The 18,006-nt window shown below is 40.5% G+C and carries 4 protein-coding genes; 2 read left to right on the top strand and 2 right to left on the bottom strand.

Going from position 1 to position 18,006, the window contains the following annotated elements:
* Positions 1 to 262 precede the first annotated feature (262 nt).
* Positions 263 to 2,236 (top strand): CSLREA domain-containing protein, encoded by a 1,974-nt coding sequence (locus tag CC99x_RS08815; RefSeq protein WP_057625118.1) that lies wholly within the window; start codon positions 263 to 265, stop codon positions 2,234 to 2,236.
* Between the two features lie 184 nt (positions 2,237 to 2,420).
* Here the strand turns inward: CC99x_RS08815 and CC99x_RS08810 are convergent, their stop codons facing one another.
* Positions 2,421 to 2,558 (bottom strand): hypothetical protein, encoded by a 138-nt coding sequence (locus CC99x_RS08810; RefSeq protein WP_259596661.1) that lies wholly within the window; start codon positions 2,556 to 2,558, stop codon positions 2,421 to 2,423.
* 11 nt (positions 2,559 to 2,569) lie between these two features.
* Positions 2,570 to 3,739, bottom strand: coding sequence for an integrase catalytic domain-containing protein (locus CC99x_RS08805; RefSeq protein WP_259596660.1), 1,170 nt, complete (start codon positions 3,737 to 3,739; stop codon positions 2,570 to 2,572).
* 282 nt (positions 3,740 to 4,021) lie between these two features.
* On the opposite strand from CC99x_RS08805, the gene CC99x_RS08800 reads away from it, so the two are divergent.
* Positions 4,022 to 17,764 carry a DUF5801 repeats-in-toxin domain-containing protein gene (locus tag CC99x_RS08800; RefSeq protein ID WP_259596659.1) on the top strand — a complete coding sequence of 4,581 codons (13,743 nt, stop codon included), beginning with the start codon at positions 4,022 to 4,024 and terminating at the stop codon, positions 17,762 to 17,764.
* Positions 17,765 to 18,006 lie beyond the last annotated feature (242 nt).

Raw genomic sequence — 18,006 nt, 5'->3', positions numbered from 1 at the left:
TTTATACTCACGACTTCATTATTTATTATAAGCATAGGGATGTCGAAGATATAGTCGAAAGCTTTGAATTTATATCAATAAGCCTGTTTTGTGAGATATAGCTTACAAGGATCTAAAAATTTAGGTGACGATTTTGAGTGCTTCAAAGAATTTGCGATGACTCTGACCTATACTCATCAGTAAATGTAGTCTTGTATAGCCTATAAAATAACCAATTAGTTATTTTGGAAAATAACTAATTGCGGGCGGGATGACAGGAAAGATGAAAAAATTAGATAGCAACCCATTTTTAGAGCTTGAATTTGAAGAGCTATTTAATATTCCTTTGACTTCAACCCAAGATGCCAAAGACAATAATGCAGCGCCTGTAACAGAGCCTGAGTCGATTAAAGCACCTGTGTCTAATAGCTCATCAGAAGATATACAATCAATAGCCGATATTAATGTATTACCCAGTCCAGCGGCAGGTGGCGCAGAAAATGCATCCTCACAGCCCGTATTATCAGATTTTATACAAATTGTTATTAATACGCATGCCTCTAAATATGGGGTTGTTGAATCAGTAGCCCGCGATCTTTCTGTTTTTAATAAAGGTCAAGAATATATACCTGATGATTATCAAGACTTATTGTTTTCAAGCCTAAGCAATAAAACAGTATCAGATAGTGAATTAGAGAATCCCAAAAATACAGAAAATCCTAAAATACCTGAAGATCCAGATACTTGTCATGGAGACGTGACAACAACAGCAGATATTATTGATGCTATGGATGGTCTTATTTCACTGCGTGAGGCTATCATTGCAGCTAATCAGGTGAGTGGGGTGACGCAAATTCATTTGTGTGATGGAGAATATAATTTATCTATTGTTGGGCAAAGTGAAGAATTAGCATTAAAAGGCGATTTAGATATACACAGCCAGATAGTCATTATTGGTCAGAGTAGAGAAAATACAATTATTAATGCAAACCAAATTGATAGACTTTTTCAAGTTATGCCAAATGCAAGTTTGACTTTGAAAAATATTACTTTAGTGGGTGGAGAAGTCGGGCAATTTTCAGGCGGAGCGATTTTCAATCAAGGAACATTAACGCTTGATAATGTTTTGTTGCTTCAAAATCAAGCAAAAATGGGCGGTGCAATTTACAATGATAACGGTAGTATTACAATCAACCATTCAATATTAGACGACAATCATGCTACCTTAAATGGTGGCGGAATTTTTAATTTTGGCGAAAATGCTACAATTACTCTCCTCAACAGCGAATTAAGAAATAATGTAAGCACTGGCTATGCAGGTGGCCTTGGTAATCAATTTGGTATTGTGCATATTAATGGCAGCACCCTCTATCATAATCAAGCGAGTTATATGGGCGGTGGTGTTCTTAATATGTATGGAGAAATATCCATTGATACAAGCACAATTTCTGGCAATACTGCAACTTTATCTGGTGGTGGCTTAGCAAATTTATATGGTGAATCTGTAGATATATCACACTCAACTATTACAGATAATACGAGCCTACTATTTGGAAGTGGTATTTATTCCAATCAAAGTGATCCATCAAAACTGACTAGTATTTCAATGTCAATTATCGCAGGAAATTCAAACGATCTTGATATGTCTGGTATTGGTTTTGAGTCTCTTGGCTATAATTTGATCGGTAATACAGATGGGACTGTGATACAAGCCAATATAGGCGATCAATTTGGTTCTTTGGGTGGCATTTCTGCGACGGGGCATCAAGGTGTTATTGATCCTTTGTTAGATGTTTTAACAGACAATGGCGGTCTGACATTAACGCATGCATTGTTACCTTCAAGTCCTGCAATCAATGCGGGAGATGTAAGTGATTCTTCTTTTGATCAACGTGGTATTGCTGTTGCAGAAACTAAAGATATTGGCGCTTATGAAACAGAAGCTACTATTCAACATTTCTTTTTCTTTAGTCAAGCAGGGGGGGCTTTTAATCCCATTGCTCCAGAAGAAACGGGTTCTAGAACTTTAAACAATGATTTTTTGAGTGACATGCGTCGCTTAGAACTAAACGAAATTCTTCCTGATCTTGGTCATTCTGAGCATGTTGATGTGGATACACATTTAGAAAAACTGGGCGTATCTTCAAGCTCTATTTTGAACACGCCGAATTCCCCCTTATTAGAAACCATAGATATGTCTGTTTTTACAGCATCAGTAGGTGGGGGTGAATTATACATATTAGAATCTTATCCGTAGTATTCAGAAATCTTGTCATTGCAAAGTTAAATTGCAAAGCCAAAATGTTCGCAGTGTTCATATACACCTCCTGCATTATCACTTTTTAAGCTTCCTTGCTTTAAGTGATTATTATTACAGGACATTTTAATTTTGCTCAAAACCGGACATTTTCCTTTGCCGCCGTATTGCCTCATAGCAAAACCTAACCCAAGAGATCGTTCGTTGCCTCATAACTAAGGTAACCGAGAACATTTAATTCAAAGACTTTTATTTTGTTAAAAGTAGATAAAAAACAAACAGTAAGCTCGAGGCCATTGCTGAATAAATATGCAATATTCATCTTTCTTCTCCTTAGAGTCGTTGCCTCACATTTGAACTAACTTTTATGTGCTTAAATATTTCAACCAATTTTGTTTCTATTATTTTCTTAAGTGTAAACGGATTAAGGGCTGCATGAATAGCCTGTAGTTTTTCTTTTGTGGTATCTGCAACAGAATCTGACTCTAATACCCGCTCATAAGGCGTTTTTGCAGGTTCATATTGCTTCTTGTATTTAGCGCCAATACGCTCTTTGCTTTTTAGCTTCATCGATGGCATGAAGTGATTTTGAAGCAGGCTCCATTCGTTTCGGTATAAATCATTCATCAAAACAACCGTTTTCTTTTTGTCTAGCCTGTCATACCCAAATAGGTTTCGCACATGCGTCCAATTTTTCTGTTCTACATGAGCATTATCATTCTTTTTATAGGGGCGTGAACGTGTAAACTGAACAGGCTTTTCTCTTTTAGTAAAATAATCATGTAATGCATGATTAATAAACTCACCGCCGTTATCACAATCAAACCCTAAAACCTCAAAGGGTAAAACCTTTTCTATATCACTGATACGTTCATAAACAGAGCCACCTTCTTTATTCCACATGGCTCGATTTTCTGTCCAACCTGTAAAAATGTCTGTAACGGTTAGACTCCAAGCAAAACGACCAGCAACACTATCGCCACAGTGCGCAACAGTGTCTGCTTCCACATAACCTGGCCGTGTTATATCCCAATGACTAAATTGTATTTGTATATGAGATTTTAATAATGAGCCAGGTTTGGTCGTACAGCGTCCTTTAAGTTTGTTTGTCGCTCGTATAGGCTTTAGTAAGCGATCGATAGTAGCAGGACTAATTGATAATAGCCGGTGCCTTATTTCAGGTGCTAGAGAGCCATAGGTTGACTCATAGCTTGGCAGCCAGAGTTTAATGATGGGTTTTAGCCTTTTGCCACAGGGTTGGTCGGCGGTAAACCAAATCTGCTTTAATGGCTCTAAGAGGGCGGGTTTATCATAAACTGGTTTTGGTCCCGCTCTCTTTTTTTCCTTAACTGGTTTCTTCTTTAGTAGCTGAATCGCATATTTTCTATTGTATCCACATACAGCACAAAACTCATTGAGTATTGCACTCTTTTTTGACCTATCATCATTCACGTATCGCAACAAAATCGCTTGAAGATAGCTCTTTTTTTCTTGATACCCCATATGTGTAACCTCCCGTTCCATGGTTACTTTTAATATGAGGCAACGAAACCTACTTTGCGTTCATAGGGTTAGATTTAATTTGAGGCAATTCGCCGTTACAATAGTTTTCAGAAATTTGAAACTAATCAATAAAATAACATTCAAATATCATATAGCTTAAAACATATAGTACCTTGGTACAGTTATGATTTTTTTAAAATTCTATTAGTTTTATTAAATAACCTTTGAGTACAGCAGGGATAGCTATTTAGTTGTATTTACATCTATCTAATTAGGCGCTGTATGGCAAAAAATAAATCACATAAATCGACTGAGGCTTCTACTTCTTCAATAAAAGTAAATCAGGATGGTGTATTGCCAGAGAAATTAGATATTAGTGCTAATTTACTCAATAATATCCATTTGGATGATATTTTTCTACACGCTGAGAAAGCTGTTCTTCCTTTTGAAGATATCTTTATGCCTTTTCAGGAGGCATTTCTTGAATTTGTGAAGATGGAAGAAGAAGATTTCGAAGAAATGCTTGCGGCATTCCCACCCGACGCAGGAGATAGTAGTGAATTCTTAAATTTAGCGCTTGAAGAGCTATTAGATGTGGTATTAGAGGATGGTGGTTCTGATGTTGTGTCTGTTGCACAAACGCATAATGAAGGTGGGGTAGATTCTGTTGGCAGAGGCTTAGATAGGGATATAGAAGATGGTTTAAACAAATTTAAGCGAATAGAATCTGTAGAAAGAGATTTGTTTACCGCTTTTAGTCCACCCACCACAATACAAGAAATAACGCTACCGCCTATTTTACCTGAAAATGGTTTGCCTTCAGCGCCCAATTTATTGGCTGGGCCTTCTATTGGTTTCCATCAATTTGAATCAGCTTTAAGAACACAGTCTTCTGTGACACTGACGGGTAATATTTTTGCAGAAGGCGCAAGTGCTGGCCCAGATGGATTAGGAGGCTTGGATTTAAACTTTACAAGGCCAGGCTCTTCAAAAAATATTGTATCAGATAGTATTGAAATCACAACGCCAGAAGGGAATACGATTGTTTTATATACATCCGCTGATCCATTATTAGGCATTGAAATAGGTGATTATGTCTATACCTTAACTAATCCTATTTTGCATTTACCCAATGATACAACAGATATTGGTCAGGATTTTAATAACAACCTTGTTTATATCAATACTTCTTTGGGTCAAGTTTACATCGATAAATTTACCTATACAATTGTAGATGGTAATGGCGATAGCGCTACAGCCTTTCTTTCTGCACAAGTAGTAGATGATGAACCTACGGCAACCGATCAATCAGCGCCTGCAATAGATGAGGCAAATATTTTTCCAGATGGTTCGAATTTACCTTCATCTCCAGCAACAGTAAGTGGCTCTTTAATTGATGGTGTTAATAATACCTTTGGTGCAGATGGCGGCTCAGTTTCTAATATTACAATTCCAGGTGGAACTACGGTTATCACCACGACGACCATTACGGTAACGACATCCATTGGTGAGTTAGTCGTTGATCGAGCAACGGGGAATTATACCTATACCTTATTAAGCTCTATTGATAACGATAGTGATTCTACGCCATCAGATCAAACAGACATAGACGATAATAGTGGTTTGCAAGTTTTTACTTATGAATTTACAGATGCAGATGAAGATGTTTACACGGCTATGTTGACCGTTGAAATTATAGATGATGAGCCGGTTGTTACACTTTCTGGTGCAAGTGCATCTCTCACCGTTGATGAAACAATATTTGCTGTCGATGATACAACTAGCTTTGCTGGTCTTTTTACACTTAATCCTGGTGCAGATGGTTTAGCCTCTTTGCTTTATACCTTGAGTATCAGTGCTTCTGAAGTAGATAGTGGTTTAGTTGATACTTTAAGTAACCAAGCCATTGAATTGATCATGGATGGTTCAGAGGTGGTTGGTCGCACGGCAACGTCTCATATAGAAGTGTTTCGTATTTCTGTGGATGCAAATACTGGTGCGATCACACTCAATCAAAGTAGATCAATTGTGCACTCAGATACGGATAATCATGACGAATCTACGACGCTTTCCGCTGCTGATCTTGTTAAATTAACAGCAACCATTACAGATGGGGATGGAGATGTTGCCAGTCAAACAGCAGATATTGGTACGTCATTTATATTTAGAGATGATGGTCCCAGCATAGAGCGCAATGCGGTGGCTGTGCCTACCTTAGTGGTAGATGAGAGTAATTTTGCCGTTGATGCCAGTGCTTCTTTTGCAAGCTTGTTTAATAGTGCCTTTGGAGCAGATGGCTTCAAAGATAGTGATAACAATAATATGGAAGACTTAGATGCAATTCATTTTGCTTTAGGAATCAGTGGTTCAGCTGTAGATAGTGGTTTAAATGATACCTTAAGTGCAGAGGATGTACTGTTGTTCTTAGAAAGTGGTGTGGTAGTAGGCCGGACAGCTGTTGGTAATGAAGAAGTATTTAGAATCAGCGTTGACGCAGACAGTGGCTTAGTGACATTAGACCAAAGCCGATCAGTGGCGCATGATAATCCAAACGATCCAGATGAGTCTTCTGAACCCTCAATCTTAAGCGCAGCAAACTTAGTGACTTTGACGGCAACGATAGAAGATGGCGATGGAGACACAGCGAGTGCGGTGGCTGAAATCGGTTTATCCTTCCAATTTAGAGACGATGGTCCAAACATCAACCGCAATGCAGTGGCAGTACCCACTCTGATAGTCGATGAAAGTGATTTTGGGGTAAATGCCAGCGCTTCTTTTGCAGGGTTGTTTGACAGTGCCTTTGAGGCAGATAGTTTTAAAGATAGTGATAACAATAATGCAGAGGACTTAGATGCAATCCGCTTTGCCTTAGGAATCAGTGGTTCAGGTGTGAGTAGTGGATTAACGGATACATTAAGTGCAGAAGATGTGCTGTTGTACTTAGAAAGTGGTGTTGTAGTAGGCCGGACAGCTGTTGGTAATGAAGAAGTCTTTAGAATCAGCGTTGACGCAGACAGTGGCTTAGTGACATTAGACCAAAGCCGAGCAGTGGTGCATGCTAATGCAAGTAATCCAGATGATACATCCGTCTTAAGCGCAGCGAACTTAGTGACTTTAACAGCAACGATAGAAGATGGCGATGGAGACACAGCGAGTGCAGTGGCTGAAATCGGTTTATCTTTCCAATTTAGAGACGATGGCCCAAGCATTACACGTAATTTAGTTGCAGTACCAACCTTGGTAGTAGATGAAAGTGATTTTGGGGTAAATGCCAGCACTTCTTTTGCAAGCTTGTTTGACAGTGCCTTTGGGGCAGATAGTTTTAAAGATAGTGATAACAATAATGCAGAGGACTTAGATGCAATCCGCTTTGCATTAGGAATCAGTAGTTCAGGTGTGAGTAGTGGATTAACGGATACATTAAGTGCAGAAGATGTACTGTTATATTTAGAAAGCGGTGTTGTTGTAGGTAGAACCGCTGTTGGTAATGAGGAAGTTTTTAGAATCAGTGTTGATGCAAATACGGGTGTAGTGAGCTTAGATCAGCTTCGCGCAGTGGTACATGATAATCCAAACGATCCAGATGAGTCTTCTGAACCCTCAATCTTAAGCGCAGCAAACTTAGTGACTTTAACAGCAACGATAGAAGATGGCGATGGAGACACAGCGAGTGCAGTGGCTGAAATCGGTTTATCTTTCCAATTTAGAGACGATGGTCCAAATATCAACCGCAATGCAGTGGCAGTACCCACTCTGATAGTCGATGAAAGTGATTTTGGGGTAAATGCCAGCACTTCTTTTGCAAGCTTGTTTGACAGTGCCTTTGGGGCAGATAGTTTTAAAGATAGTGATAACAATAATGCAGAGGACTTAGATGCAATCCGCTTTGCATTAGGAATCAGTAGTTCAGGTGTGAGTAGTGGATTAACGGATACATTAAGTGCAGAAGATGTATTGTTATATTTAGAAAGCGGTGTTGTTGTAGGTAGAACCGCTGTTGGTAATGAAGAAGTCTTTAGAATCAGCGTTGACGCAGACAGTGGCTTAGTGACATTAGACCAAAGCCGAGCAGTGGCGCATGATAATCCAAACGATCCAGATGAGTCTTCTGAACCCTCAATCTTAAGCGCAGCGAACTTAGTGACTTTAACAGCAACGATAGAAGATGGCGATGGAGACACAGCGAGTGCAGTGGCTGAAATCGGTTTATCTTTCCAATTTAGAGACGATGGTCCAAATATCAACCGCAATGCAGTGGCAGTACCCACTCTGATAGTCGATGAAAGTGATTTTGGGGTAAATGCCAGCGCTTCTTTTGCAAGCTTGTTTGACAGTGCCTTTGGCGCTGATGGCTTCAAAGATAGCAATGATGACAATGCAGAAGACTTAGATGCAATCCGTTTTGCTTTAGGAATCAGTGGTTCAGGTGTGAGTAGTGGATTAACGGATACCTTAAGTACAGAAGATGTGCTGTTGTACTTAGAAAGTGGTGTTGTAGTAGGCCGGACAGCTGTTGGTAATGAAGAAGTCTTTAGAATCAGCGTTGACGCAGACAGTGGCTTAGTGACATTAGACCAAAGCCGAGCAGTGGCGCATGATAATCCAAACGATCCAGATGAGTCTTCTGAACCCTCAATCTTAAGCGCAGCGAACTTAGTGACTTTAACAGCAACGATAGAAGATGGCGATGGAGACACAGCGAGTGCAGTGGCTGAGATAGGCCTGTCCTTCCAATTTAGAGATGATGGCCCCAGCATTACACGTAATGTAGTCGCAGTGCCGACCTTAGTGGTAGATGAGAGTGATTTTGGGGTAAATGCCAGCACTTCTTTTGCGGGCTTGTTTGATAGTGTTTTTGGCGCTGATGGTTTCAAAGATAGTGATAACAATAATGTAGAAGACTTAGATGCGATCCGCTTTGCCTTAGGTATAAGCAGTTCAGGTGTAGACAGCGGTTTAAATGATACCTTAAGTGCAGAAGATGTACTGTTATATTTAGAAAGCGGTGTTGTTGTAGGTAGAACCGCTGTTGGTAATGAGGAAGTTTTTAGAATCAGTGTTGATGCAAATACGGGTGTAGTGAGCTTAGATCAGCTTCGCGCAGTGGTACATGATAATCCAAACGATCCAGATGAGTCTTCTGAACCCTCAATCTTAAGCGCAGCAAACTTAGTGACTTTAACAGCAACGATAGAAGATGGCGATGGAGACACAGCAAGTGCGGTGGCTGAGATAGGCCTGTCCTTCCAGTTTAGAGACGATGGTCCAAATATCAACCGCAATGCAGTGGCAGTACCCACTCTGATAGTCGATGAAAGTAATTATGCGGTTGATGCGAGTGCCTCTTTTGCAATCTTGTTTAATAGTGCTTTTGGGACAGATGGCTTCAAAGATAGTAATAATGACAATGCAGAAGATGCAGATGCAATCCGCTTTGCCTTAGGAATCAGTGGTTCAGGTGTGAGTAGTGGATTAACGGATACATTAAGTGCAGAAGATGTATTGTTATATTTAGAAAGCGGTGTTGTTGTAGGTAGAACAGCTGTTGGTAATGAAGAAGTCTTTAGAATCAGCGTTGACGCAGACAGTGGCTTAGTGACATTAGACCAAAGCCGAGCAGTGGTGCATGCTAATGCAAGTAATCCAGATGATACATCCGTCTTAAGCGCAGCGAACTTAGTGACTTTAACAGCAACGATAGAAGATGGCGATGGAGACACAGCGAGTGCAGTGGCTGAAATCGGTTTATCCTTCCAATTTAGAGACGATGGTCCAAACATCAACCGCAATGCAGTGGCAGTACCCACTCTGATAGTCGATGAAAGTGATTTTGGGGTAAATGCCAGCGCTTCTTTTGCAAGCTTGTTTAATAGTGCCTTTGGAGCAGATGGCTTCAAAGATAGTGATAACAATAACATAGAAGACTTAGATGCAATTCATTTTGCTTTAGGAATCAGTGGTTCAGCTGTAGATAGTGGTTTAAATGATACCTTAAGTGCAGAGGATGTACTGTTGTTCTTAGAAAGTGGTGCTGTAGTAGGCCGGACAGCTGTTGGTAATGAAGAAGTATTTAGAATCAGCGTTGACGCAGACAGCGGCTTAGTGACATTAGACCAAAGCCGTGCCGTGGTGCATGATAATACAAGCAATCCAGATGATACATCCGTCTTAAGTGCAGCAAACTTAGTGACTTTGACGGCAATGATAGAAGATGGCGATGGAGACACAGCGAGCGCAGTGGCTGAGATAGGCCTGTCCTTCCAATTTAGAGATGATGGCCCCAGCATTACACGTAATGTAGTCGCAGTGCCGACCTTAGTGGTAGATGAGAGTGATTTTGGGGTAAATGCCAGCACTTCTTTTGCAACATTGTTTGACAGTGCCTTTGGTGCAGATGGTTTTAAAGATAGCAATAATGATAATGCAGAAGATGCAGATGCAATCCGCTTTGCCTTAGGCATAAGTGCTCCTGAGGCTTTAAGTGGTTTAACAGATACTTTAAGCAATGAAGCGGTTGAGTTGGTGATGGATGGCTTGTCAGTCGTAGGTCGTACGGCGACAGGTCATATAGAAGTTTTTAGAATCAGCGTTGATTCAAATACGGGTGTAGTGAGCTTAGATCAGCTTCGCTCAGTGGTACATGATAATCCAAATGATCCAGATGAGTCTTCTGCGCCTTCAGTCTTAAGTGCAGCAAACTTAGTGACTTTAACAGCGACCATAGAAGACGGCGATGGAGACAGAGCGAGTGCGGTGGCTGAAATCGGTTTATCCTTCCAATTTAGAGACGATGGTCCAAGCATCAGCCGTAATGCAGTGGCAGTACCCACCCTGGTTGTGGATGAAAGTGATTTTGCGATTGATGCCAGTGCTTCTTTTGCAACATTGTTTGACAGTGCCTTTGGTGCAGATGGTTTTAAAGATAGCAATAATGATAATGCAGAAGATGCAGATGCAATCCGCTTTGCTTTAGGCATAAGTGCTCCTGAGGCTTTAAGTGGTTTAACAGATACTTTAAGCAATGAAGCGGTTGAGTTGGTGATGGATGGCTTGTCAGTCGTAGGTCGTACAGCGACAGGTCATATAGAAGTTTTTAGGATCAGTGTTGATGCCAACACAGGCTTAGTGATTTTAAATCAAAGTCGTTCAGTGGTGCATGCTAATACAAGCGATCCAGATGATACATCCATCTTAAGTGCCGCGAACTTAGTAACATTGACGGCAACGATAGAAGACGGCGATGGAGACAGAGCGAGTGCGGTGGCTGAAATCGGTTTATCCTTCCAATTTAGAGACGATGGTCCAAGCATCAGCCGTAATGCAGTGGCAGTACCCACCCTGGTTGTGGATGAAAGTGATTTTGCGATTGATGCCAGTGCTTCTTTTGCAACATTGTTTGACAGTGCCTTTGGTGCAGATGGTTTTAAAGATAGCAATAATGATAATGCAGAAGATGCAGATGCAATCCGCTTTGCCTTAGGCATAAGTGCACCCGAGGCTTTAAGTGGTTTAACAGATACCTTAAGCAATGAAGCGGTTGAGTTGGTGATGGATGGCTTGTCAGTCGTAGGTCGTACGGCGACAGGTCATATAGAAGTTTTTAGAATCAGCGTTGATTCAAATACGGGTGTAGTGAGCTTAGATCAGCTTCGCTCAGTGGTACATGATAATCCAAATGATCCAGATGAGTCTTCTGCGCCTTCAGTCTTAAGTGCAGCAAACTTAGTGACTTTAACAGCGACCATAGAAGACGGCGATGGAGACAGAGCGAGTGCGGTGGCTGAAATCGGTTTATCCTTCCAATTTAGAGACGATGGTCCAAGCATCAGCCGTAATGCAGTGGCAGTACCCACCCTGGTTGTAGATGAAAGTGATTTTGGGGTAAATGCCAGTACCTCTTTTGCGGTCTTGTTTGATGGCGTTTTTGGTGCGGATGGCTTCAAAGACAGTGATAACAATAATACAGAAGACTTAGATGCGATCCGCTTTGCTTTAGGCATAAGTGCTCCTGAGGCTTTAAGTGGTTTAACAGATACTTTAAGCAATGAAGCGGTTGAGTTGGTGATGGATGGCTTGTCAGTCGTAGGTCGTACGGCGACAGGTCATATAGAAGTTTTTAGAATCAGCGTTGATTCAAATACGGGTGTAGTGAGCTTAGATCAGCTTCGCTCAGTGGTACATGATAATCCAAATGATCCAGATGAGTCTTCTGCGCCTTCAGTCTTAAGTGCAGCAAACTTAGTGACTTTAACAGCGACCATAGAAGACGGCGATGGAGACAGAGCGAGTGCGGTGGCTGAAATCGGTTTATCCTTCCAATTTAGAGACGATGGTCCAAGCATCAGCCGTAATGCAGTGGCAGTACCCACCCTGGTTGTGGATGAAAGTGATTTTGCGATTGATGCCAGTGCTTCTTTTGCAACATTGTTTGACAGTGCCTTTGGTGCAGATGGTTTTAAAGATAGCAATAATGATAATGCAGAAGATGCAGATGCAATCCGCTTTGCTTTAGGCATAAGTGCTCCTGAGGCTTTAAGTGGTTTAACAGATACCTTAAGCAATGAAGCGGTTGAGTTGGTGATGGATGGCTTGTCAGTCGTAGGTCGTACAGCGACAGGTCATATAGAAGTTTTTAGGATCAGTGTTGATGCCAACACAGGCTTAGTGATTTTAAATCAAAGTCGTTCAGTGGTGCATGCTAATACAAGCGATCCAGATGATACATCCATCTTAAGTGCCGCGAACTTAGTAACATTGACGGCAACGATAGAAGACGGCGATGGAGACAGAGCGAGTGCGGTGGCTGAAATCGGTTTATCCTTCCAATTTAGAGACGATGGTCCAAGCATCAGCCGTAATGCAGTGGCAGTACCCACCCTGGTTGTAGATGAAAGTGATTTTGGGGTAAATGCCAGTACCTCTTTTGCGGTCTTGTTTGATGGCGTTTTTGGTGCGGATGGCTTCAAAGACAGTGATAACAATAATACAGAAGACTTAGATGCGATCCGCTTTGCTTTAGGCATAAGTGCTCCTGAGGCTTTAAGTGGTTTAACAGATACTTTAAGCAATGAAGCGGTTGAGTTGGTGATGGATGGCTTGTCAGTCGTAGGTCGTACGGCGACAGGTCACATAGAAGTTTTTAGAATCAGCGTTGATTCAAATACGGGTGTAGTGAGCTTAGATCAGCTTCGCTCAGTGGTACATGATAATCCAAATGATCCAGATGAGTCTTCTGCGCCTTCAGTCTTAAGTGCAGCAAACTTAGTGACTTTAACAGCGACCATAGAAGACGGCGATGGAGACAGAGCGAGTGCGGTGGCTGAAATCGGTTTATCCTTCCAATTTAGAGACGATGGTCCAAGCATCAGCCGTAATGCAGTGGCAGTACCCACTCTGATAGTCGATGAAAGTAATTATGCGGTTGATGCGAGTGCCTCTTTTGCAATCTTGTTTAATAGTGCTTTTGGGACAGATGGCTTCAAAGATAGTAATAATGACAATGCAGAAGATGCAGATGCAATCCGCTTTGCCTTAGGTATAAGTGCTCATGAGGCTTTAAGCGGCTTAACAGATACTTTAAGTAATGAAGCCGTTGAACTGGTAATGGATGGTTCGGCAGTAGTAGGTCGTACGGCGACAAGTCATGTAGAAGTTTTTAGAATCACTGTTGATGCAGATACGGGGGTAGTGAGCTTAGATCAACTTCGCGCAGTGGTGCATGATAATCCAAATGATCCAGATGAGTCCTCTGAGCCCTCAATCTTAAGCGCAGCGAACTTAGTGACTTTAACAGCAACGATAGAAGATGGCGATGGAGATACAGCGAGTGCGGTGGCTGAAATTGGTTTATCCTTCCAGTTTAGAGATGATGGCCCCAGCATAGAGCGCAATGCAGTGGCAGTACCAACCTTGGTTGTAGATGAAAGTATTTTTGGTTCAGACACCGCTTCTTTTGCGAGTTTATTTACAACCATTTTTGGTAATGATGGTTCCAAGGACAGCGATGATAATGATGATATTGCGGATGCAGATGCCATCACTTATGTGCTTAGTGTGGGTAATGCAGCCAGTGGTTTAGTAGATACGATCAGTCAAGAAGCCATAGAGTTAGTAAAAATTGGTAATGACATTGTTGGTCAAACAGAAACAAATGAAGCCTTTAGAATCTCTGTAAATGCGAATACCGGAGAAATTATCTTTAGTCAAAGCCGTGCTGTTGAACATCCAAATGTCTCTGATCCCAACGATGTGGTGGGCTTGTTAGATGATGCAATTGTGCTCACAGCAACTGCTGAAGATGGAGATGGAGATATCAATAGCGCCAGCATTAATATAGGTAGTGCCTTTAGTTTTGTAGATGATGCGCCAATAGCCACTGATAACACCAATTTTGTTAATGAATCTCTTTTACTTGATGGTGGTGCTATTACTTCCGGCAATCTCTTGACAGATGATGATGGAGATGGTGTAGACTCATTTGGTGCTGATGGCGGAAGAATATTGTCTATTAACGGTGTTGAAGATGGTAGTAGTGGCGATCTTGATGCTGCATCAGGATCAATATCAACAGAAACAACATTTGATACAGGTAATGGTAATGTTACAGGAAGATTAACTGTAAATGTACTTACAGGCGATTATGAATTTGAATTGATAGATGCGTCTGAGATTCCTGATACTGAATTGATAACACAACATGTTTCAAGTTACACGATCATTGATGGTGATGGTGATACTTCTACTAAAAATCTTACAATAGATATTGATTTAAATCAGATCCCAGTTGTTGATGATATAACGGTTAATGGTAATGAAGATGCACCATCAATTCCTGTCATTTTAACAGGCAGTGATAGTGATATCGATGGTAGTATTTCAAGCTTTAATATATCTATTTTACCTCTCAATGGTACTTTATATGAGGATGCTGATTTAAATATACCAGTTATAGCAGACACAAATTATCCAGCCATATCAAATCAATTAACTTTATACTTTGTGCCAAATGCTAATTTTAATGGCACTGTCAATTTCGAATATGCAGCCACAGATAATACGGGTGATTCAAGCATAAATGAAACGGTTACTATCAATATTGCTTCAGTAAACGATGCGCCATCAGGTGCTGATGCCACTGTTGTTACTAATGAAGATACTCAATACACTTTTACGGTAGCAGATTTTGGATTTAGTGATGCAAATGATAGTCCTACAAATACTTTAGCAGCGGTGAGAATTTCCTCTTTGCCCACAGCAGGTACTTTAACCAACAATAGTATTGCGGTTACTGTAGGAAGCCTCATTACAGTTGCTGACATAAATGCAGGTCTTTTAAGATTCACACCTGATGAAAATACAAATGGTACAGGCTATGCCAATTTCACCTTCCAAGTGCAAGACGATGGAGGTACTGATAATAGTGGCGTTGATTTAGATCAAAGTCCAAATACAATAACCATCAATGTAACTTCAGTAAACGATGCGCCATCAGGTACTGATGCCACTGTTGTTACCAATGAAGATACCCAATACACTTTTACGGTAGCAGATTTTGGATTTGGCGATGTAGATGATAGCCCTGCAAATGCTTTAGCAGCGGTGAGAATTTCCTCTTTGCCCACAGCAGGTACTTTAACCAACAATAGTATTGCGGTTACTGTAGGAAGCCTCATTACAGTTGCTGACATAAATGCAGGTCTTTTAAGATTCACACCTGATGAAAATGCAAATGGTACAGGCTATGCCAATTTCACCTTCCAAGTGCAAGACAATGGTGGAGATGCAAATGGTGGCGTTGATTTAGATCAAAGTCCAAATACAATAACCATCAATGTAACTTCAGTTAACGATGCGCCAGCGGGTGCTGATGCCACTGTTGTTACCAATGAAGATACTCAATACACTTTTACGGTAGCAGATTTTGGTTTTAGTGATGTAAATGATAGTCCTGCCAATAGTTTACTCGCAGTGAGGATAACCACTTTACCAACGGCAGGCACTTTAACAAATAATGGCGTTGTTGTGACAGTAGGTAGTTCTGTGACTGTTGACGATATTAATGCAGGTCTTTTGAGATTCACGCCTGCTGCAAACGCCAATGGCACAGGTTATGCTAATTTCACCTTCCAAGTGCGAGATGATGGTGGAGATGCCAATGGTGGTGTTGATCTAGATCCAACACCAAACACAATCACTATCAATGTAACTCCTGTAAACGATGCGCCTGTTGCAGACGATGATATCGGTACGCTTGGCGTCACGCCTGATCAAGTATTTAGGCTTGATGATTTTTCAGATATATCTATGTTAGATATGAATGGAACTGCCACAACAGAAAATACAGTAGATGGTACAGTGCTTCGTTTGATTCAAAGTATACAAACTTCACCGCCATATCAAGCAGGCAGTGTTTTTAGTTTGGCGACAGTAAATGCTAGTGATTTTAGTACTTATTTTCAATTCAGAATGACAAACCCAGGAGGCATTACAAATGCATATAATCCTCAGACAGGGGCAGATGGGCTTGTTTTTGTTGTACAATCTGTTAGTTCAAGCTTAGGGGGCGATGGTGGTGGTATAGGATATCAGGGAATTTCAGATAGCGTTGGCGTTGCGTTTGATACATGGAATAATCCTGAACAAAACGATCCAAGCTCAAATTATCTTGCTATTTTTACAGATGGAATAGTCACTCATACCACAAGTACGCCGTATATAAATATAAGCCCCAATTTTGATAATGGAAATATTTGGGATGTATGGATTGATTATAATGGTACAACCTTAGAAGTGCGCATTAGTGAAAATGGGACACGTCCTGAAGATCCAATATTATCGACTGATTTAGATTTGCTTTCTATTTTAGGTCAAGAGCAAGCTTATATTGGTTTTTCATCAGGCGCTGCTGGCGCTTATGAAAATGTTTATGTTTTAAATTGGGAATATAGAGATGATTATAATCCAATTACTAATACGCTTACTGGCGATTTATTGTTAAATGATACTGATGTCGATGATAATGCTATTCTCTCTGTTGCTGCCGTGAATGGCTTGGCCTCAAATGTTAGCGTTGAGATAGAGCTTGATTCAGGTGCCTTACTGATGGTTAATGCGGATGGTACTTATTTATATGATCCAAATGGTGCATTCGATATGCTTCCACCCGATCAAACAACAACGGACAGCTTCACATATCAAATACAAGATGATCATGGTGCCTTGAGTGATCCAGCAACAGTTACGATTGTGATTAACGCAGACAGCATAGCGCCTGTTGTCTTTGATTTAAATCACAACAATGAAATTGAACTAATCGGTTTGTCAAACTCATATGCTGAATTTGACGTTAATAATGATGGTACCAAAGAGAGAATAGCATGGGTTGGTTCAGAAGATGGTCTTTTGGTGTACGATCATCAGCAAGATGGTCAAGTCACAGATATAAATGAAATAGCATTCACAAGCTATGTTCCAGGTGCTCAAACTGATTTGGAAGGTCTAAGCGCATTCGATAGTAATCAAGATGGTATTCTTGATGCCCAAGACAATGATTATCACCTATTTAATATTTGGCAAGATAGAAATGGTAATGCAATTGTTGATCCAGAGGAAATGCTCAGTCTTACAGATTATGGAATTGTGAGTTTAACACTTCAATCAAATAATCAATCCGCTATTATCGAAGGAAACCTAATAACGGGATATACAAGCTATGAGACAGCGGATGGAAATACTTATTTAGCAGCAGATGTCAAATTGCAGATAAGCCCCTCTGTTGATACGATTGAAATGAATGAAATTTTTATAGAAGCAAATCAGCTGGATTTGAGTGCTGTGCCTGATACTGCTTCAGAAAGTAATGAGTCTAGTAGTGAGGATAATCTTACAATCAATCACGCAGATGCAGATGCAGGTGATGTCACAGATGCGCCAGCAGATTTGGGCAATACAGCAACAGCAATGACTGAATCTGAATATATTGCGCATCAGTTAGAAAGCCCTGATCAGCAAAATCCCTTGGGCTAAAGAAAAAATTGTTTATGCGAGGTGTACGAAGATATACTATATATAAAACGATGAGATACACGCTTTAAAAATTGTTTTTACATCTATAAATTTGAAATATAGTTCTTTAAAAATTTCAAATTTATAGGGGTTGTAGTACCTAGGTACAGTTATTATTTTCTTTATGTTCAACTAAATTTTAGAAGATAAAGCTGTAATCAATAATAGTTAATGTACTTACACATATAGAATTTGGGCGTTGT

The organism is Candidatus Berkiella cookevillensis (assembly GCF_001431315.2).
GTDB lineage: Bacteria > Pseudomonadota > Gammaproteobacteria > Berkiellales > Berkiellaceae > Berkiella_A > Berkiella_A cookevillensis.
Note: the sequence above shows the minus strand (reverse complement) of the source record. Positions and strands in the feature narration are given on the sequence as shown.

Coding starts and splice junctions, on each gene's coding strand:
- CC99x_RS08800 (WP_259596659.1), top strand. CDS start 4,022: ATGGCAAAAAATAAATCACATAAATCGACTGAGGCTTCTACTTCTTCA.
- CC99x_RS08805 (WP_259596660.1), bottom strand. CDS start 3,739: ATGGGGTATCAAGAAAAAAAGAGCTATCTTCAAGCGATTTTGTTGCGA.
- CC99x_RS08810 (WP_259596661.1), bottom strand. CDS start 2,558: ATGAATATTGCATATTTATTCAGCAATGGCCTCGAGCTTACTGTTTGT.
- CC99x_RS08815 (WP_057625118.1), top strand. CDS start 263: ATGAAAAAATTAGATAGCAACCCATTTTTAGAGCTTGAATTTGAAGAG.